The organism is Phyllobacterium sp. 01N428 (assembly GCF_056399405.1).
The window spans coordinates 57811-76774 of record NZ_JBFTRH010000011.1 but is presented as its reverse complement, the minus strand read 5'-3'; the positions used below and the strand labels follow the sequence as shown (position 1 = coordinate 76774).

Sequence of the window (18964 nt, the reverse complement as noted above, 5' to 3'; positions counted from 1 at the left end):
TACCCCGGCCAAACTTGGAAAGTACAAAACGAGTGGTTGCGGCCATTTGCGCACATTAATCGTGCACGAGCATCCGAGGCTTAAGGAATGAGCACGGTCGTGCCGGTCGTCTTGCGGGCTTCGAGGTCGCGATGCGCATTGGCAACATCCTTCAGCGCGTACGTCTGGCCGACTTCAATACGAATGATGCCCTTTGCAACGAGATCGAAAAGTTCGTTGGCACCGCTCTCGAGCGCCTCGCGCGCGGCGACGTAGACGAAGAGCGTCGGACGCGTAAGGTAGAGCGATCCCTTGCGCGAGAGAATGCCCAGATCGAATGGCGGAACCGGTCCGGATGACTGACCGAAACACACGATCATTCCGCGCGGACGCAGGCAATCAAGCGAGCCGTCGAACGTGTCCTTGCCGACGGAGTCGTAGACGACATCGACGCCTTTGCCGCCGGTCAGCTCTTTCACCCGCTCCACAAAATTCTCACTGCGGTAATTGATGACATGGTCGTAGCCATGATCGAGGGCTAGCTTCACCTTGTCTTCTGAACCGGCGGTGCCGATGACCGTCGCGCCAAGATGTCTTGCCCATTGTCCGGCGATGAGACCGACGCCGCCGGCAGCCGCGTGAAAGAGGATTGTGTCACCTTTCTTCACCGGGAAAGTCTGGCGCAAAAGATACTGGGCCGTAAGGCCTTTCAGCATCATCGCTGCCGCTTGTTGCAGCGGAATTTCATTAGGGACTTTGACAAGGCGATCGGCCGGAATGAGCCGCTCTTGCGCATAAGCACCGATCGGACCGGTGTAGGCGACGCGGTCGCCGGGCTTCAGCCATCCGGCACCCTCGCCGACGGCAAGCACAACGCCAGCGCCCTCGTGGCCAGGAATCAACGGCAGCGGGGTCGGCGACGGGTAGAGACCGGTTCGATAGTAGACATCGAGAAAGTTGAGGCCGAGCGCTTCATTTCGGATGCGCACCTCGCCCGGTCCGGGCGCCCCGACCGGAACATCTTCGTAAGTCAATGCTTCCGGCCCGCCGGTTTGATGAATACGAACAGCCTTGACCATTACGCTTTCTCCGTCCGCCCCAAATTGGGGAACAACTGCATTACGGCGCCGATAAAGAAAAGATAGATCCCGGTAACGGAAATGCCAATGCGCACCCAAAGCGGCGAATCAAGTTCTTGAAACAGCGAAAACGCCCCAAAGCCGCACCAGAGGAAAAATATCGTCAGATTGAGGTTGCGCAAACGCTGCACGCGCACCGGATGCAGGAAATAGATCGGCAGGAAGGAAACGATGGCGGCAACGAGAACGATTGCAAAAGCCACCCATTCGCCGGGCCGGACGATGAACAAAGTGAAAACAATCATGTTCCAGACAACTGGGAACCCTTTGAAGAAGTTCTCCTTCGTCTTCATGCCTGTGTCAGCGTAGTAGATAGCGCTCGATACGACGATGATGGCCGCTGCTAGAAACGACAGGCCCTCGCCCATGAAGCCGCGCTGGTAGAGCGCGAAGGCGGGGATGAGCACATAGGTCATGTAGTCGATGATATTGTCGAGGAGTTCCCCCGACCAATTGGGCAAGACGTACTTGACTTCCAGCTTGCGGGCGATCGGACCATCGATGCCGTCAACGAACAAGGCAAGTCCGAGCCACCAGAACATGGCGGTCCAGCTTTCCTCGCTGGCGGCGACGACGGAGAGAAACGCCAGAAACGAACCGGACGCCGTCAACAGATGGACCGAGAAAGCCTTTGCTTGCGGCGCCGTCACTTTCTTGGGCTTGACGCCCTTGGGCATGGTAGGTTTTTTCAAGGGTCCGCGCCAATCTGCTGCATCACAATTAAACGCCTGCCGTTATATCTTGGCAACGACGAACGATTTGCGATCAGCTTTTCTTGAAATTGGCTGAAAGCGCAAGCAATGAAACTCATATAAACTGTTGAAAGCCCGCACGGGCCCGCAAACGGAGAACAGATATGACCAGCACCAGAACCGATCCGATCGTCATTGCGGGAGCTGGGCACGTCGGGCTGATTGCGGCGATCGCCACGGCCCGCTCGTTCGACAATGTCGTCAGCCTCGGCGTCGTGCCTGAAGCCTCCGACAAGCGCACCACTGCGCTGATGATGCCAGCCATCAAGTTCCTGGAAAAGATCAGTCTGTGGGAAGCGATCGAACCGCACGCAGCCCCGATTACCACGATGCGCATCCTCGATGGCACGCAGCGTCTGATCCGCAGCCCTGCCGTCACGTTCGAGGCCAGCGAGATTGATGAACCGGCATTTGGTTACAATATTCCCAATACGACACTGACGTCTGTCCTTGCTGACGCACTCCAGCATTCAGGCGCGAGGCACATTGCCGCCTCGGCCACCCACTACCACCCGAGCGACGACGCAATTACGGTGGAAGCCAATGATGGCTCGAGCATTACTACGAACATTGTGATTGCGGCGGATGGCCGGTCCTCGCTTGCTCGCGAAGCGGCAGGCATTTCCGCCCGGACATGGTCATACAACCAGACGGCCATCGTGCTGAGCTTCAGCCACACGCGCGACCACCACGACATTTCGACGGAGTTCCACACTGAGCACGGACCGTTCACACAGGTCCCGCTCCAGGGGAAGCGTTCGAGCCTCGTATGGGTGACGACGCCGGCGCACGCGGTTGAACTGCTTGAACTCACTCGCGACCAGCTCGCAATGCGGGTGGAAGAGCGCATGCAGTCCATGCTCGGCGCAGTGACCGTAGATGTCGATCCGCAAAGCTGGCCGCTCTCCGGCCTCGTTCCGACATCGTTCGCTCGAAATCGCGTGTTTCTTGCCGGCGAGTCCGCTCATGTTTTTCCGCCCATTGGCGCGCAAGGTCTCAACCTCGGCGTAAGGGACGTCGAGACCCTGCTCGAGACCTTCCCGACGGACGGGGCCGATCTCGGCTCGTCACGGGTCATCTCGACCTATAACCGCAAGCGCAGCCCTGACATCTTGGCGCGGACGGGTGCGGTCGATGCACTGAACAGATCGCTTTTGTCTGAGTTCCTTCCGGTGCAGATGGTCCGCAGTGGGGGCCTGGAGTTGTTGCGGGTGTTTTCGCCCCTGCGCGGGTTCGTCATGCGTGAAGGGCTTCGTCCGGGCAGCGGCTTCCGCTTTACGCGCAAGCACACTGCCCCGGAACATTAGGCAAGAACGAAGTCGTAAAGCAGCTTCACATTGAGTACGGCGATCACGATCGCAATGATGACGGCAAACGTGGTCAGCCAGCGCGGTGAGACCAAAGCGCCCATCTTGGCCTTGCTTGCCGTGAACATGACGAGCGGGAACACCGCAAACGACAGTTGCAGGCTGAGCACCACCTGGGTGAGTACGAGAAGCTTCGCCGTTCCGCTTTCGCCATACCAGATCGTCACGATCGCAGCCGGGATAATCGCAATCGCGCGGGTGATCAGCCTGCGTAGCCATGGTGCGAGCTTGATGTGGAGAAAGCCCTCCATGACGATCTGACCTGCAAGCGTCGCTGTGACCGTCGAGTTGATGCCGCAGCACAGAAGCGCAATGCCGAACAGGGTGGGAGCGATCGCAAGACCGAGCAAGGGTGCAAGCAGGGAATGTGCTTCGCCAAGTTCCGCAACCTCCGTGCGGCCGGTCGTATGGAAGGTCGCGGCGGCGAGGATCAGGATCGAAGCGTTGATAAGAAGTGCAAACATCAGCGCCGCGGTTGAATCGATCGTCGCGTATTTCAGCGCCTGCCGTTTCTCAGGCAGCGTATCGCCATAGGCGCGCGTCTGCACGATACCCGAATGCAGGTAGAGATTGTGCGGCATCACCGTGGCGCCGAGGATGCCCAGCGCCAGATACAGCATTTCCGGATTGGTCACGATTTCAGTCGTCGGGGCAAAGCCCTTGATCACCGCGCCCCATTCAGGATCGGCAAGGAAAATCTGGATGCCGAAGCAGACAGCAATCACGCCAAGCAGCGTTATGATCAACGCCTCCACCCAGCGGAAGCCTAACTTCTGCAGGTACAGGATAAGAAAAACATCGAGCGCAGTGATAAGGACGCCAATCTCGAGTGGAATGCCAAAAATAAGATTGAGGCCGATCGCCGTGCCAATGACTTCCGCAATATCGGTTGCGATGATGGCGATTTCCGCAAGGAACCACAGCGTATAGGCGACGGGCTTTGGAAAAGCATCCCGGCAAGCCTGCGCAAGGTCCCTGCCCGATCCAATCGCGAGACGCGCGCAGAGAGCCTGTAGAACGATCGCCATGATGTTGGAGATCAGCGCGACAACAAGCAGCGAATAGCCAAACTTTGAACCACCGGCGAGCGATGTCGCCCAATTGCCGGGGTCCATGTAGCCGACCGCCACCAGATAGCCTGGCCCGACAAATGCAGCAGCACGCCGCCAGCCCGGTCCGGTCGAGCGCACGGCGACCGAACGATGAACGTCGGACAAAGATGCCTCGCCCCGGGCATGCCGCCATCCATCGGCCGCCGGGGTGTGCTGCGCTAGCTGATCCATAAATTCTCCGAAACGCAATTGCAAATCATTCGCAACTATATAAACAGATGGACGCCAGAGCCGCAAGGGGGTGGCCCACAAAACTTTAGAATTGATACAAACTAGCTAGCCGATGGCGTGCAGCGGCACGCGTCGGGGACTAAAGGTGCGGCGTATGAGGGCTCACCGAACCAGCCCATGTGTCATGGCGTAGAGCCAAAGCGTCAATGTCACGATCGAAAACAGGGTGGTCGCGAGCACCGAACTTGATGCGCGCTCGACCCAGACCCCGTATTGCTGGGCTATGACGAAGACATTCGTCGCGGTTGGCAAGGCCGCCATGAGCATTGCCGTATAGACCCATACCGGTGGGAAATCGCCGGCCAGGCGCAAGACGCAGTAAATCAGTACGGGCTGGACGACGAGCTTGAGCGGAACAATCAGATAGAGTTCCTTCGGCACACGTCGCAAGGGGCGCAGCGCCAGCGTCGCGCCCATGGCGAAGAGCGCGCAAGGCGCCGCCGCACGGGCAAGAAAATCGATCATCCGGTCGACCGCCACAGGCGGCTCCAGTCCGGTGATGGCCGCGCCTACTCCGAAAATGGTGGCGATGATGAAAGGGTGGCCAAATATCTTCTTGAGCACCCCGGCGGCGAGATCGCGCGGCGAACGCCTGTCGTTGCCGGAAAGCGCCATCATCAACGGCGCCATCACGAAATGCAGCGTGTTGTCAAAGCAGAAGATGAGTGCGACCGGCACGGCTGCCGGCGCGCCGAAAGCAAGGATCGCCAGCGCCGGGCCCATGTAGCCAATATTGCCGTAGGCCGCCGCTAGCCCCTGAATGGTGCTCTCGTCAATGCGGCGTGTGCGCACGAACGCGACCACAAACATTGCCATGAAGATCAGGAAGGTCGATGCGGTGCAGCCTATGATAAAGCCCCACTGCGTCAATTCGGCCACCGGCGTCTTCGACAAAATCTGGAAAAACAGCGCCGGAAGCGCCACATAGACGATGAACGTATTCATCCACCCGAGCGCCTCGAGCGGCTGATGTTTTACCTTGGCCACGAAAAAGCCAAGAAAAATCAGCCCAAAGAACGGTAAGACCAGGTTGAATACATCAAGCATAAGCAGGCTTTGAGGTTTGCCGCGCCGGAAACAAGAGCAAGGACGCTTTAGGCTCGCGGGATTGGACAGAAACGGATATCTATCCTGAATGACGATGATAAAACAGATACGGCATGCCAAATTTCAGATCGGTCAGGTAGTCAGCCACCGCATTTTTGCGTTTCGTGGCGTGATTTTCGACGTTGATCCCGAGTTCAGCAACACCGAAGAATGGTATCAATCCATTCCCGAAGAGATCAGGCCGCATCGCGACCAGCCCTTCTACCATCTCTTCGCCGAGAACTCGGAGACAGAATACGTGGCCTATGTTTCGGAACAAAACCTCGTTGCCGATACGACCGGAACACCTTTGCGCCACCCGCAGATCAAGAATGTGTTCGAAAAGATCGAGGATGGCGTCTATCGGGTCAAGCGGCCGCATCTCAACTAAGGCTTTGCACCGAAGCCTGACAATAAAAAAAGGGACGCGTCACCGCGTCCCTTTTTTGTGTGCACTGGCTGATCAGTTGCCGGCTTTCGCCTTTTCCTGTTCGGCCTTCATCTTGTCTTCGAATTCCTTCTGGCGCTTCTGAACTTCGCTCTGCAGCGTCTTCTGGCGCTGTTCGAGCTCGTTCTGCTGCAGGCCGGGGCCGTCATAGGCCTGGCTGAAGCCGGTCAGAGCGACATTGATCGGATTAGGCTTGTTCTGGAAGTTGACCGAAGTCAGCGTCAGCTGGTTGCCCTTCTTGAAGGAGTTGAGCAGATCGTCCGACAGGGCGACTTCCGAAATACAACGATCCGGGAAGCAGATAGCGTACTCGATCTTCTGGGTCTTGCCGCCATTAATCTGGAGGCCGACGCCCGGAGGAATGAGACGGCCGGTCGGAACCGATACCTGGAAGATCTTGCGGTTGATCTTGCCCTTGATCTCGATGAGGTTGACCGCGGTCAGGAGCTGGCCGCTATCGGCAGTCACGATATTCTGGGTGTTGCAGATATCGTTTTCTTCCTGCTTGGAGCAGACCTTGAACCAACCTTGCGGCGCTCTCTGCTGCTGGGCTGCTGCTGGTACTGCCGCGGCGGCGAGCAATGCGATGGCACCAGCGAATGATGCGGTTGCCGCGATGGACTTCGGGTTGGACATGGTCAACTGGTTCCTTTCAGCGCACTTATCCTAAGTGTATCTCGATCATCTTTATTTGCTTGTCTGGCTTTGGTTGCCAAATGCGGCAAGAGAGTGACCCTTTGAATATCGAAGGCCGTGTTACACTGCATGTTCTCTCAAATCCAGCCACCTTTTGGACTAGTTGGGGATTCCCCTCGAGGATTTACGGCGCACGCCGCAGAATCGTCGTCAAGTGGTAGTCTCTGTCACGAATCAGAATGAATTCCCGGCTTTCGGGAATGCTAGGTCGAGACGATGTTGAAGAAAACTACCCAGGCGCTGACTATACTTGCCACGATTTGTTGTACAATAAGCGGCGCATTTGCCGAACCGAGGCATGGAATCGCCATGCACGGCGAACCTGCCCTGCCCGCGGACTACAAGCATTTCCCCTATGTCAATCCGGATGCCCCCAAGGAAGGCTCGATCACCTATGGTGTCGTCGGCACGTTTGACAGCCTCAACCCGTTCCTGGTCAAGAGCATGCGCACATACGCGCGTGGACTGTTCAGCGACAGCGAGTTCGGCGATCTCGTCTATGAATCGCTGATGCAGCGCAACGCCGATGAGCCGTTCACCATGTATGGCCTGCTCGCTGAAAAAGTCGAAACCGACGATGCGCGGACCTGGGTCGAATTTACCTTGAATCCCAAAGCAAAATGGTCTGATGGCGAGCCGGTTACGCCCGATGACGTGATATTCACCTTCGACCTCCTGACAAAAAAGGGCCGCCCACCCTTCAGCGGCCGGATGAAGCTCATTTCGAAGATCGAGAAGATTGGCGAGCGCGGCATTCGCTTTACGTTCAACGACCAGGCCAACCGCGAACTTCCGCTGATCCTCTCGTTAATGCCAGTTCTTCCCAAACATGCCATCAACATCGACACCTTCGATAGTTCGCCTCTCTCGATCCCAGTGGGCAGCGGACCCTATACGGTCTCACAGGTACAGCCGGGTCAGCGCATCGTCTACAAGCGCAATCCGGATTATTGGGGGAAAGATGTGCCGAGCCGCATCGGCTTCAATAATTTCGACACGGTGACCGTTGAATATTTCCGCAACGACCAGGCGCAGTTCGAAGCCTTCAAGAAAGGTGTTTTCGATGTCTTCCTTGAGGGCGATCCCAACAAATGGGCAACTTCATATGACTTCCCGGCCATGCGCGATGGCCGGGTTATCAAGGATACATTCGAAAAACACTCGCCTGCCAACATGTTCGGGTTCCTGTTCAATACGCGCCGCCCAAAATTTCAGGATCGAGCGGTTCGCCAGGCGCTGGCCCTGATGTTCGACTTCGAATGGGCGAACCGCAATCTCTATGCCGGACGTTACCGGCGGCTCGGCAGTTATTGGCAAGGATCGGAACTTTCGGCGCTGGGACGTCCTGCCGATGCCATGGAGCGCGAGTGGCTTGCGCCCTTTGCCGATTCTCTCCAGCCGGACGTGATGGACGGTTCGTTCGTGCCGCCGCAAACGGACGGCACGGGGCGCGACCGCAAGGAAATGAAGCGTGCGTTCGACATCCTGACCGAGCAGGGCTACAGGATCGAGAACGAACGGATGCTCGATCCACACGGAACTCCCCTCACCTTCGAAATCATGACGCGATCCGTTGGCGAGGAACGCCTGGGCCTTGCCTACAAGCGCACCCTTGAGCGGCTCGGTATCGGCGTCACCATCAGGACCGTCGATGACGCCCAGTACCAGAAACGGCTGCAGACCTTCGATTATGACATGATACTCGGTGCCTATGCGAGTTCGCTGTCACCCGGCTATGAGCAATATTATCGTTGGGGCAGCCAGTCGAAGGATGTCGAGGGCAGTTTCAATTATGCCGGCGTTGCCAATCCGGCCATCGACGCCCTCCTCGACAAGATGCTGGCGGTGCGCGGACAGGAAGAGTTTACCAGCACGGTCCGCGCACTCGACAGGCTTTTGATCTCCGGCCATTATATGATTCCGATCTATTATCAGCCGGAGCAATGGGTTGCGCGGTGGTCGCACCTGCATCATCCCGAAAAGACCTCCCTCGTGGGAAACCAGCTGAACACGTGGTGGTCTGATAAACGATAGGTTGAAGTTATGCCCGAAAAGAAATTCACCATCGACGTGGTGTCGGATGTCGTTTGCCCTTGGTGCTTCGTCGGGCGAAAGCGGCTCGAACAGGCGCTCGAGCTCAACCCCGACATCGATGTATCGGTGAACTGGCGGCCGTTCCAGCTTGATCCGACGATCCCGCCGCAAGGCAAGGACCGCAAGCGTTACATGCAGGAAAAGTTCGGCAGCTCGGACCGGATCTTCGAGATCCATCAACAGCTTACTGAACTCGGCAAGGAGGTCGGCATTGAGTTCGACTTCGATTCGATCGAGATTAGCCCCAATACGCTCGACGCGCACCGCCTGATCCGCTGGGCATCGCAAGCTCAGCCGAATGTCCAGGACACGCTCGTCGGCATCCTGTTTTCCTACTATTTCGAGCAAGGCAAGGATATTGGCGACGCCGAGGTTCTGCTTGAAGCCGCTGAAGAGGCTGGCATGGACGTCGCCATCGTCGCGAGCCTCCTGCCAACGGATGCCGATGCGGTTGGTGTGCGGCAGGAGATCGATACGGCGAACCAGATTGGCGTGCGTGGTGTTCCCTGCTTCATCCTCGACCAGAAATATGCCGTGATGGGCGCGCAATCGGCCGAGACGTTGGCCGACGCGATCCGCCAGACGGCGGACGGTTTCGAGCCTGGAAGCGGAGCCGCCTAGGCGGCGTCCGCCAGTTTCGCAAGTTGTGTCATGACCACCGCAGCGCCGTTCAGGCGCTTTTCCGCCGTCGGCCAGTCGCGCACGAGCACGATGCTCTGATCCGGCCTGATCTTCGCCATGGAGCCCTGCTCGCCGATCATCTTGACCAGGGCTGCGGGATTGTTGAACGTCTTGTTGCGGAACTGGATCACCACACCCTTCGGGCCGGCATCGAGCTTGTCGACATTGGCGCGGCGGCACAGCGCCTTGATATAGACGATCTTCAGGAGGTGCTGCACTTCCTCGGGCAATGGGCCGAACCGGTCGATCAGTTCGGCGCCAAACCCGTCAATATCCTGCAGTTCCTCGAGATCTGCGAGACGGCGATAAAGGCCGAGGCGCAACTGCAGATCCGGCACATAGGCTTCGGGAATCATCACCGCCGTGCCAACGGATATCTGCGGCGACCAATGGCTGTCTTCTATTTCGCCCGTTCCCTTGATCTCGGCGACCGCTTCTTCGAGCATCTGCTGGTAAAGCTCGAACCCGACCTCACGGATATGGCCCGATTGTTCTTCGCCCAGAAGATTCCCGGCGCCACGGATATCCATGTCGTGGCTGGCAAGCTGGAAGCCCGCGCCGAGCGTATCGAGCGACTGCAGCACCTTCAGGCGGCGCTCGGCCGTCTGCGTCAGCAATTTATGCGCGGGCAGCGTGAACAGCGCATAGGCCCGCTGCTTCGAGCGGCCGACGCGGCCACGCAGCTGATAGAGCTGCGACAGGCCGAACATGTCGGCGCGGTGGATGATCATCGTGTTGGCCGTCGGGATATCGAGACCGGACTCGACGATCGTCGTCGACAGGAGCACATCATATTGGCCGTCGTAGAAGGCGTTCATGATGTCGTCGAGCTCGCCCGGCGCCATCTGGCCGTGAGCGACGGCGACCTTCAGTTCCGGCACCTGCGCGTCGAGGAACTCCTTGATTTCGGCAAGATCCGAAATGCGCGGACATACATAGAAGCTTTGGCCGCCACGATAGCGTTCGCGCAGCAACGTTTCACGGATGACGAGCGGATCGAAGGGCGAAACGAAGGTGCGCACCGCCATGCGGTCGACAGGCGGCGTCGTGATAAGCGACAATTCGCGAACGCCGGTCAGCGCAAGCTGCAGCGTGCGCGGGATGGGCGTTGCCGAAAGTGTCAGCACATGCACGTCCGACTTCAGCTCCTTGAGACGTTCCTTGTGCTTGACGCCGAAATGCTGCTCCTCGTCGATGATCAGCAAACCAAGGTTCTTGAAGGTGATACCTTGTCCGAGCAGCGCGTGGGTACCAACCGCGATATCGACCTTTCCCTCGGCGATGCCCTTCTTGTTCTCCGCAAGCTCCTTGGAGCCGACCAGCCGCGATGCCTGCGCCACATTGACGGGGAGCCCCTGAAACCGGTTGGAAAACGTCTTGAAATGTTGGCGGGAAAGCAAAGTGGTCGGGACTACGACAGCCACTTGAACGCCGTTCAGCGCGGCTACGAAGGCGGCGCGCAGCGCTACTTCGGTTTTGCCGAAGCCGACATCACCGCATACGAGGCGATCCATCGGCTTGCCGAGGGCCAGATCATCGATGACTGCATCGATGGCGCGATCCTGATCTTCAGTCTCGTCATAGGGAAACCGGGCAGCAAATTCGCCGTAGAGCCCATCCGGCGGCGTGAGCACAGGTGCGCCCCGCATCTGCCGTTCCGCGGCGATCTTGATGAGATGGCCGGCAATGGCGAGCAACCGCTTCTTGAGCTTTGCCTTGCGCGCCTGCCACGCACCACCGCCAAGCTTGTCGAGGATGGCGGTTGAGGATTCCGAGCCAAACCTCGATAACAGCTCGATATTTTCGACCGGAAGAAACAGCCGGTCATCCCCGGCATAGTGCAATTCCAGGCAGTCGTGCGGTGCGCCCGCGGCAGTGATGGTGCGCAAGCCGATAAACCGGCCGATGCCGTGATCCACGTGCACGACTATATCGCCGGCATTCAGCGCGGACACTTCGCTGATGAAGTCGCGGTCGCGCTTGCGCCGCTTAGAATGTCGAATGAGACGGTCGCCGAGAATGTCCTGTTCTGCAATTACGACGAGTTCGCCGGCGTCGAAACCGGTCTCCAGCGACAGCACGCCGGCGGTGATCTTGTCGCGCGACAGAGCCTTGACCGTCCTCAGATCGTCGACAAGCTCGATCTTTTCGAGGCCATGTTCATTAAGCACCTGGACGAGGCGATCGCGCGTGCCTTCGCTCCAGGCCGCAAGCAGCACCTTCTTGCCAGCCGCGCGCTCGTCGGCGATATGTTTCACCACGCTGTCAAAGACATTGGTATCCTTGGCGGTCCGCTCCTCGACGAACGTCCGCCCGCGATGGGCGCCGGCGTGGACGATGGACCGGCCGCTGGCAAACGGCGCATCGAAGGGCGTGAAATCGATGCGCATGCCCGACGTTTGTGCCGCCACCTCCACGGCTTCCGGCGTCAGATAGAGCAGGCCCGGCGCGACAGGCTTGTAGGGCACCGCATCGCCGGGCTCCTTGCCGTCCGATTGACGCCTGCGCGCTTCAAAATGGTCCAGGACCATCTTGTGGCGCTCGGCCATGGATTCGTGCGCAAGATGGTCGAAGACGACCGGCATGTCACCGGTATGGTCGAACACGGTTTCCAGTTTGTCGTAGAACATCGGCAGCCAGTGTTCCATTCCGGCAAAACGGCGACCCTCGGATATGGACTGGTAGAGTGCGTCATCACGTGAAGGCGCACCGAACGTCTGCACATATTGCGAGCGGAAATGGCTGATCACCTCGGGCGAGAGCGTGATTTCGCTCATCGGCTGCATGGTGAACTCGGTCTTCTGGCTCAGCGTCCGCTGTGTTGCCGGATCGAAAGCACGGATCGTCTCCAGCGTATCGCCAAAGAAATCGAGTCTCAAAGGTGCTTCGGCGCCGGGCGCGAAGAGATCGAGAATGCCGCCCCGTACCGCGTATTCGCCGACGTCGCGAACCGTCGGCACGCGCTCAAATCCATTGTTTTCAAGGCGCTGCACGAGCGCGTTCATGTCGATTCTATTGCCGGGCCTGGCCATGAAGAGCTGCTGGGCCAGCACATTGCGCGGCGGAAGCTTTTGCAGCATCGCATTGGCTGTGGCGAGGATGACGCCGGGATGCTTGTGTTCGCGCAAGGCGGCAAGACCTGCAAGGGCCGCAAGGCGGCGTGCCGATGTATCGGCGCCCGGAGAGACGCGGTCATAGGGCAAGCAGTCCCAGGCCGGCAATTGCAGCACCGGAAGCTCAGGCGCGACAAAACTCAGGACCTGTTCAAGATCGGCAACGCGCTGGCCATCACGGGCGATAAAGAGCACCGGGCCGCCTGCCCCGGCCTCGGCAACGACCTTGGCCAGCGCAAATGCCTCATAGCCGTCGACGACACCGTCGACAACGACATGGCCCGCTGTACCGGGCTTCAATCCAAGCTTGGAAAACGCAGTCATTGAATTTTCAGAATTTCATCTCTTTGCGGGACGCGACGATCTTGTGGAAGATGTGCGTATCGAATTCGGCAGGAACATCGGCTTCGCCCGTGACCCATTTTAGAAGATCGCGGTCCAAAGCTTCCATGAGTGCTTCATATTGGTCAAGTTCGCGTTCTGACAAGGTCTCGATATGGACGTCGGCGAATTGCCCGAGGATCAGGTCCATTTCGCGCATGCCCCTGTGCCACGACCGGAACAACAGCTTGCGCTGTCGCGGCGGCAGGTCGGCGGTGGTGCGACTGCTTCCTGTCATGATCGGCTCCGTGTTCAGACAATGCGCGCGTTTTGGCGAGGGTATAGCCGCATCCGGCGGCCGTGTCAGCCTTGCTCGTGCAATGTGCTGCCAATAATCCGGTACGGTCGCCCGTTCCGCGAATGGATACTCGGGATAAGGCCCCCCATGACAACGGAGACGCAGCAACGAGACTGGTCTCCAAACCCGAAACATTCTAGACCTTTGCCATGCGCCCATCCCTGCTCGATCCCCTCTTTGCTTCGGTTCGCACACTTTCCGGCATCGGCCCGAAGGTAACCGGCTTGCTCGCAACCCTGCTCGGCACGCCGCCGGGTCAGGACCCGCGCGTCGCCAATCTTGTCTATCTTCCTCCGCACAGCGTCATCGACCGGCGCCATCGGCCTGGCATAGCCCATGCGCCCGAGGGGGCCATCGTTACTCTTGAAGTGCGTATCGACCGCCACCTGCCTGGCGGGCGCAGCAACGCGCCTTACCGGGTTTATGCGCATGACGATACGGCGGAGATCGGGCTGACATTCTTTCACGCCAAGCAGGCCTGGCTCGAAAAAGCGATGCCTGTTGGGGAAACGGTGATTGTGTCGGGCAAGATGGAGTGGTTTAACGGACGGCCGACCATGGTCCATCCCGACCATATCGCCCGCCTCGACGACGCAGTGTCGCTGCCGCTCGTTGAACCTGTCTATCCCTTGACCGCCGGGCTCTCGCCCAAAGTTCTGGCGCGCGGCGTAGAGGATGCCTTGACCAAAGTGCCGGAGCTGCCGGAATGGATCGACGCGCCCGTTCTTGCCGCCCACCAGCTTCCGTTACATCGCGAAGCGCTGCGGATCATGCACGGGCCGGCCGATCCGGCAGACATCGCGCTCGACAGCCCTGCCCGCCAGCGTCTCGCCTATGATGAGTTTCTCGCGGGCCAGCTCGCGCTCGCACTTGTGCGGCTAAGAGCAAAGCGCCTTTCCGGCCGCAAGCTCGAGGGCAATGGCGAGATCAAGGCGCGGATCATTGCCGCATTGCCCTATTCGCTGACCAACAGCCAATCTGACGCTATCAAGGAAATCATCGCGGACCTGCGCCAGCCCGATCGCATGTTGCGCCTGTTGCAAGGCGATGTCGGTTCCGGCAAGACGGTCGTAGGCTTGCTGGCGATGGCGCATGCGGCGGAAGCCGGAGGCCAGTCGGCCCTGATGGTGCCGACCGAAGTCCTGGCGCGCCAGCATTACGCCACGATAGCGCCCCTCGCCGAGAAGGCCGGGCTGCGCGTTGCTCTTCTCACGGGGCGCGAAAAGGGCCGTGAACGCGAGGACGTTCTCGAAGGACTGCGTTCCGGGGCGATCAATATCGTCGTCGGCACGCATGCCCTCTTCCAGGAAAAAGTCTCATACCGCGACCTTGTCCTCGTCATTGTCGACGAGCAGCACCGGTTTGGCGTTCATCAACGCCTGCTCCTCACCTCCAAGGGTGACGCGCCGGACATGCTGGTGATGACTGCAACCCCCATACCCCGCACCCTCGTCCTCACCGCGTTCGGCGATATGGACGTATCGAAACTCACGGAAAAGCCGGCGGGACGGCGGCCGATCACCACTGCGATCCTGCCGATGGACCGGTTGAGCGACCTTGTCGAGCGCATGCGGAGCGCCATTGCCGACGGCCAGAAGATCTATTGGATCTGTCCGCTTGTCGAAGAATCGGAGGTCGTCGACCTTGTCTCGGCCGAAGAGCGGTTCGAATCGCTGAAGCCCCTGCTTGGCAGCACGATCGGCCTGGTGCACGGCCGGATGAGCGGTCCGGAAAAAGACGCTGCCATGCTGGCGTTCAAGAATGGCGATACCCGGCTTCTCGTCGCCACAACGGTGATCGAGGTTGGCGTTGATGTGCCGGACGCCACCATCATTGTCATCGAGCATGCCGAACGCTTCGGCCTTGCCCAGCTGCACCAGTTGCGCGGCCGGGTCGGCCGTGGCGACAAGCCCTCGACCTGCCTCCTGCTCTACAAGGGGCCGCTCGGCGAAGTGGCGCAGGCGCGGCTCAAGATCATGCGCGAAACGGAAGACGGATTTCGCATTGCCGAGGAAGATCTGAAGCTGCGTGGTGAAGGCGAGCTTCTCGGCACGCGCCAATCCGGTACGCCCGGCTTCCGCCTCGCCAGCATCGAGGCCCATCAGGAGTTCCTGGAGATTGCCCGCAAGGATGCGCGCTATATTCTTGCGCGCGATCCCGAATTGCAAAGTGAGCGGGGCAAGGCGCTGCGCATACTGCTTTATCTCTTCGAGCGCGACGAGGCTGTCAGGCTTTTGCGCGCCGGCTAACTATTCGACCGTCACGGATTTTGCAAGGTTGCGCGGCTGGTCGACGTCGGTCCCCATGAACACCGCCGTATGATATGCCAGCATCTGGATCGGCAGCGCATAGATGATCGGGGCGATGATTTCCGGCATGTCCGGCAGCACGATCGTGTGCATCGTATTCAATGTGCTCGCCGCCGCGCCCTTCTCGTCGGTGATCAGGATGATCTTGCCGCCGCGCGCCGCTACCTCCTGCATGTTCGAAACCGTCTTCTCGAACCAATGGTCAAACGGCGCAATGACGATGACCGGCATCGATTCGTCGATCAGTGCGATAGGCCCGTGCTTCAATTCACCCGCCGCATAGCCTTCTGCATGGATGTAGGAAATTTCCTTGAGCTTCAGCGCGCCTTCGAGCGCAAGCGGGTAGCTGGTGCCACGGCCAAGGTAAAGCACGTGCTTGACCTGGCTGAGGTCACGGCTGATCGTCTCCATCTGTTCTTCGAGGCGCAGCGCGTGATTGGCATAGCGCGGAATTTCCGAAAGCTCGCGCACGAGCTGGCGTTCTTCCTGCTCGTCGATCGTGCCTCGCATCTTGGCGGCGGCGACTGCGAGCGATGCCAGAACCGCCAATTGGCAGGTGAAAGCCTTGGTCGATGCGACGCCGACCTCAGGACCGGCGAGCGTCGGGAACACGGTGTTCGATTCGCGCGCCATCGTCGATTCGCGCACATTGACGATCGTGCCGATCTTCAGCCCCTGCTGCTTGCAGTAGCGCAGCGAGGCGAGCGTATCGGCGGTTTCGCCCGATTGCGAGACGAAGAGCGCAAGGCTGTCCTTCGACAACGGCATCTCGCGATAGCGAAACTCGGAAGCGACATCGATGTCGACCGGGAGCCGCGCAATGCGTTCGAACCAGTATTTGCCGATGAGGCCGGCATAAAATGCGGTACCGCAGGCAGATGCCGCGATGCGGTCCACCTTGCTGAAATCGAGGGGCGTTGCATCGGTGCGAACGGTTCCCTTGGCGAAATCGAGATAATTGGCAAGGGTATGCGAAATCACCTCCGGCTGCTCATGAATTTCCTTTTCCATGAAATGGCGGTGATTGCCCTTGCTGACGAGGAAGGCGGTCCCCGCCGACTTTTGAATCGGACGTTCGACCTCCATGCCCGTCTCATCGTAGATCACGACGCCTTCGCGCGTCAGGACGGCCCAATCGCCGTCCTCAAGGTAGGAGAGATTGTCGGTAAACGGGGCAAGCGCAATCGCGTCCGAGCCCAGATACATTTCGCCGTCGCCATACCCGACCGCAAGCGGTGGGCCATTGCGGGCGGCAACCAGAAGATCCTCCTCGCCCTTGAACATGATGGCAATGGCAAAGGCGCCGCGCAGCTGCGGCAAGGTCTGGCGTACTGCGTCGATGGGCGAAAGCCCGCGGTCGAGCGCGCGCGTCACCAGATGCGCGACGGTTTCCGTATCGGTCTCGGTCTCGAATTTATAGCCGTCGGATTCGAGCATGGTCCGCAATTCGGCAAAGTTCTCGATGATGCCGTTGTGGATGACTGCAAGGCGGGGCGTCGTATGCGGGTGCGCATTGCGCACGGTCGGCGCACCATGGGTCGCCCAGCGGGTGTGTCCGAGGCCGATCGTGCCGGCGAGCGGTTGCTCTTTCAGGAGCTTGTCGAGATTGGCGAGCTTGCCCTCGGCGCGGCGGCGATCGAGGACGCCATTATTGAGGGTCGCGACACCGGCAGAATCATATCCGCGATATTCAAGCCGCTTCAGCGCGTCCACGAGCAGCGGCGCAACCTGCTCCCGGCCGATAATTCCAACGATCCCGCACATGCAAAACTCCGATGCCCCAAGCTTTTTTATGTTCCTGCCTTAGGGCGGAATCGCCCTGGCCGGAAGTCAATTTCCGTTGCGCAATCTTGCACGAACAATGGAATGCGATCTAGTCAGCCTTCTTGGCTAATTTCGCGGCGGCATAGCGGGCGCGCAGTTCGATCGCGCGTCCTTCCTTGATTTCCTGGCGCGCGCGCCCGAAAGCCAGGGCATCTGCCGGCACATTTGCCGTAATCACGCTGCCTGATGCGACATAAGCATTATCGCCGATCTTCACCGGTGCCACCAATGAGGTATTGGACCCGACGAAGACGTTGGCCCCTATCTCCGTCAAATGTTTATTGTAGCCGTCATAGTTGCAGGTAATCGCCCCCGCGCCGATATTGGCCGCTGCGCCGATCGTCGCATCGCCGATGTAAGTCAGATGATTGACCTTGGCGCCGATACCGACCATGGCATTCTTCACCTCGACGAAATTGCCGACCTTGGATTTTTCCGCAAGATCGGCACCGGGGCGCAGCCGTGCGAATGGACCGACATTGGCATTCGCGCCGATTTTCGCGCCCTCGAAATAGCAGAACGCATGGATAACCGCGCCCCGCGCAACCGTTACCCCAGGCCCGAAAACGATGTTGGGTTCAAGGATGGCGTCGGACTCGACCAGCGTGTCGTGCGAGAAGAACACTGTTTCCGGCGCATGCATCGTCACGCCGGCCATCATCATGTCGCGGCGCTTGCGGTTCTGCCAGATGGCTTCGGCCTCCGCGAGTTCGGCACGCGTATTGATGCCGATGACATTGTCCGGCGAAATCTCGATGGCAACGACGCTCTGGCCGCCGGCATTGGCGATCTCGACCACATCGGTCAGATAATATTCGCCATTGGCATTGTTGTTGGTGATCCGGTCAAGCAGGCTGAGCGCGCTCTTGCCGCGCAGCGCCATCAGCCCGCCATTGCACAGGCCGATCTGCTTTTCCTCGGCGCTCGCGTCCTTCTCCTCGCGAATCGCCACGAGACGGCCGTCCTTCTCGATGAGCCGGCCATAGCCGTTCGGTACAGCCGGGCGGAAGCCCATGACGACGACATCGGGGCCGTCGGCAAGCTTGGCCCGCGCCTGCGCCAAAGCCGCAGTTTCGATGAGCGGCGTATCGCCGAAGACGACCAGCACATCATCGTAGCCGCGTGCGATCGCGTCGCGCGCCGCCAGAACAGCATGGGCGGTGCCGAGCCGCTCGGTCTGCTCGTGCACGGTGACATTCGGCGCTATCGCGCGCACCGCAGCTTCCACCTTTTCGGCGCCCTTGCCGACGACGAGCGCAATGTCGCTGCCGCCGGCCCCCGTAACCGCCTTGGCCACATGTGCCACGATCGGCAGCCCCGCTATCATGTGCAGGACCTTCGGCAGCTCTGATTTCATGCGGGTGCCCTCGCCGGCAGCGAGAATGACGGTGAGGCAGGAGCGTGATGTCATGTCGGACTTCCAGATCAGTTTTGGCCGGGCATTCTCATGCCTG

14 protein-coding genes are annotated in these 18964 nt (G+C 59.4%); 5 read left to right on the top strand and 9 right to left on the bottom strand.

Going from position 1 to position 18964, the window contains the following annotated elements; genetic code table 11:
• Positions 1–80: 80 nt before the first annotated feature.
• The gene (locus AC1DNI_RS21965) at positions 81–1058 is read right to left on the bottom strand and encodes a quinone oxidoreductase family protein (protein ID WP_477693419.1); all 978 of its coding nucleotides are present in this window, start codon (positions 1056–1058) and stop codon (positions 81–83) included.
• The gene (gene pcsA / locus AC1DNI_RS21960) at positions 1058–1795 is read right to left on the bottom strand and encodes a phosphatidylcholine synthase (RefSeq protein ID WP_036815269.1); all 738 of its coding nucleotides are present in this window, start codon (positions 1793–1795) and stop codon (positions 1058–1060) included. The genes AC1DNI_RS21965 and pcsA overlap by 1 nt, the downstream gene beginning before the upstream one ends.
• Positions 1796–1974: 179 nt before the next feature.
• Between pcsA and AC1DNI_RS21955 the strand changes: the two genes are divergently transcribed.
• Positions 1975–3177, top strand: a complete 1203-nt coding sequence (locus tag AC1DNI_RS21955; RefSeq protein ID WP_477693418.1) for a UbiH/UbiF family hydroxylase — start codon at positions 1975–1977, stop codon at positions 3175–3177.
• Here AC1DNI_RS21955 and AC1DNI_RS21950 read toward each other — a convergent pair.
• Entirely contained in the window at positions 3174–4520 is a 1347-nt protein-coding gene (locus AC1DNI_RS21950; protein ID WP_091922869.1) for an Nramp family divalent metal transporter, read from the bottom strand. The genes AC1DNI_RS21955 and AC1DNI_RS21950 overlap by 4 nt on opposite strands.
• 162 nt (positions 4521–4682) lie before the next feature.
• Positions 4683–5627 (bottom strand): AEC family transporter, encoded by a 945-nt coding sequence (locus AC1DNI_RS21945; protein WP_477693417.1) that lies wholly within the window; start codon positions 5625–5627, stop codon positions 4683–4685.
• A 94-nt stretch (positions 5628–5721) separates the two neighbouring features.
• Here AC1DNI_RS21945 and hspQ point away from each other — a divergent pair, with 94 nt between their 5' ends.
• On the top strand, positions 5722–6057 hold the full coding sequence (gene hspQ / locus AC1DNI_RS21940) for a heat shock protein HspQ (RefSeq protein ID WP_027233248.1): 336 nt from the start codon (positions 5722–5724) through the stop codon (positions 6055–6057).
• A gap of 72 nt (positions 6058–6129) precedes the next feature.
• Here hspQ and AC1DNI_RS21935 read toward each other — a convergent pair whose 3' ends face one another.
• The gene (locus AC1DNI_RS21935; protein WP_027233247.1) at positions 6130–6750 is read right to left on the bottom strand and encodes an invasion associated locus B family protein; all 621 of its coding nucleotides are present in this window, start codon (positions 6748–6750) and stop codon (positions 6130–6132) included.
• 369 nt (positions 6751–7119) lie between these two features.
• On the opposite strand from AC1DNI_RS21935, the gene AC1DNI_RS21930 reads away from it, so the two are divergent.
• Together AC1DNI_RS21930 and AC1DNI_RS21925 are read left to right on the top strand one after the other, a co-directional pair.
• Complete coding sequence (locus AC1DNI_RS21930; RefSeq protein WP_477693416.1) at positions 7120–8844, top strand: extracellular solute-binding protein; 1725 nt, start codon at positions 7120–7122, stop codon at positions 8842–8844.
• Between the two features lie 9 nt (positions 8845–8853).
• Entirely contained in the window at positions 8854–9525 is a 672-nt protein-coding gene (locus tag AC1DNI_RS21925) for a DsbA family oxidoreductase (protein ID WP_477693415.1), read from the top strand.
• Here AC1DNI_RS21925 and mfd read toward each other — a convergent pair.
• Together mfd and AC1DNI_RS21915 are read right to left on the bottom strand one after the other, a co-directional pair.
• Positions 9522–13022 (bottom strand): transcription-repair coupling factor, encoded by a 3501-nt coding sequence (mfd, locus tag AC1DNI_RS21920; protein WP_477693414.1) that lies wholly within the window; start codon positions 13020–13022, stop codon positions 9522–9524. The two genes, AC1DNI_RS21925 and mfd, sit on opposite strands and share 4 nt — an antisense overlap.
• A gap of 7 nt (positions 13023–13029) precedes the next feature.
• Positions 13030–13317: an FAD assembly factor SdhE gene (locus tag AC1DNI_RS21915; RefSeq protein WP_027233243.1), complete on the bottom strand. Its 288-nt coding sequence runs from the start codon at positions 13315–13317 to the stop codon at positions 13030–13032.
• A gap of 209 nt (positions 13318–13526) precedes the next feature.
• Between AC1DNI_RS21915 and recG the strand changes: the two genes are divergently transcribed.
• Entirely contained in the window at positions 13527–15626 is a 2100-nt protein-coding gene (gene recG, locus AC1DNI_RS21910) for an ATP-dependent DNA helicase RecG (RefSeq protein ID WP_477693413.1), read from the top strand.
• Here recG and glmS read toward each other — a convergent pair whose 3' ends face one another.
• Both glmS and glmU read right to left on the bottom strand, forming a co-directional pair.
• Entirely contained in the window at positions 15627–17450 is a 1824-nt protein-coding gene (gene glmS / locus AC1DNI_RS21905) for a glutamine--fructose-6-phosphate transaminase (isomerizing) (RefSeq protein ID WP_477693412.1), read from the bottom strand.
• A 109-nt stretch (positions 17451–17559) separates the two neighbouring features.
• The gene (gene glmU / locus AC1DNI_RS21900) at positions 17560–18921 is read right to left on the bottom strand and encodes a bifunctional UDP-N-acetylglucosamine diphosphorylase/glucosamine-1-phosphate N-acetyltransferase GlmU (RefSeq protein ID WP_477693411.1); all 1362 of its coding nucleotides are present in this window, start codon (positions 18919–18921) and stop codon (positions 17560–17562) included.
• Positions 18922–18964 lie beyond the last annotated feature (43 nt).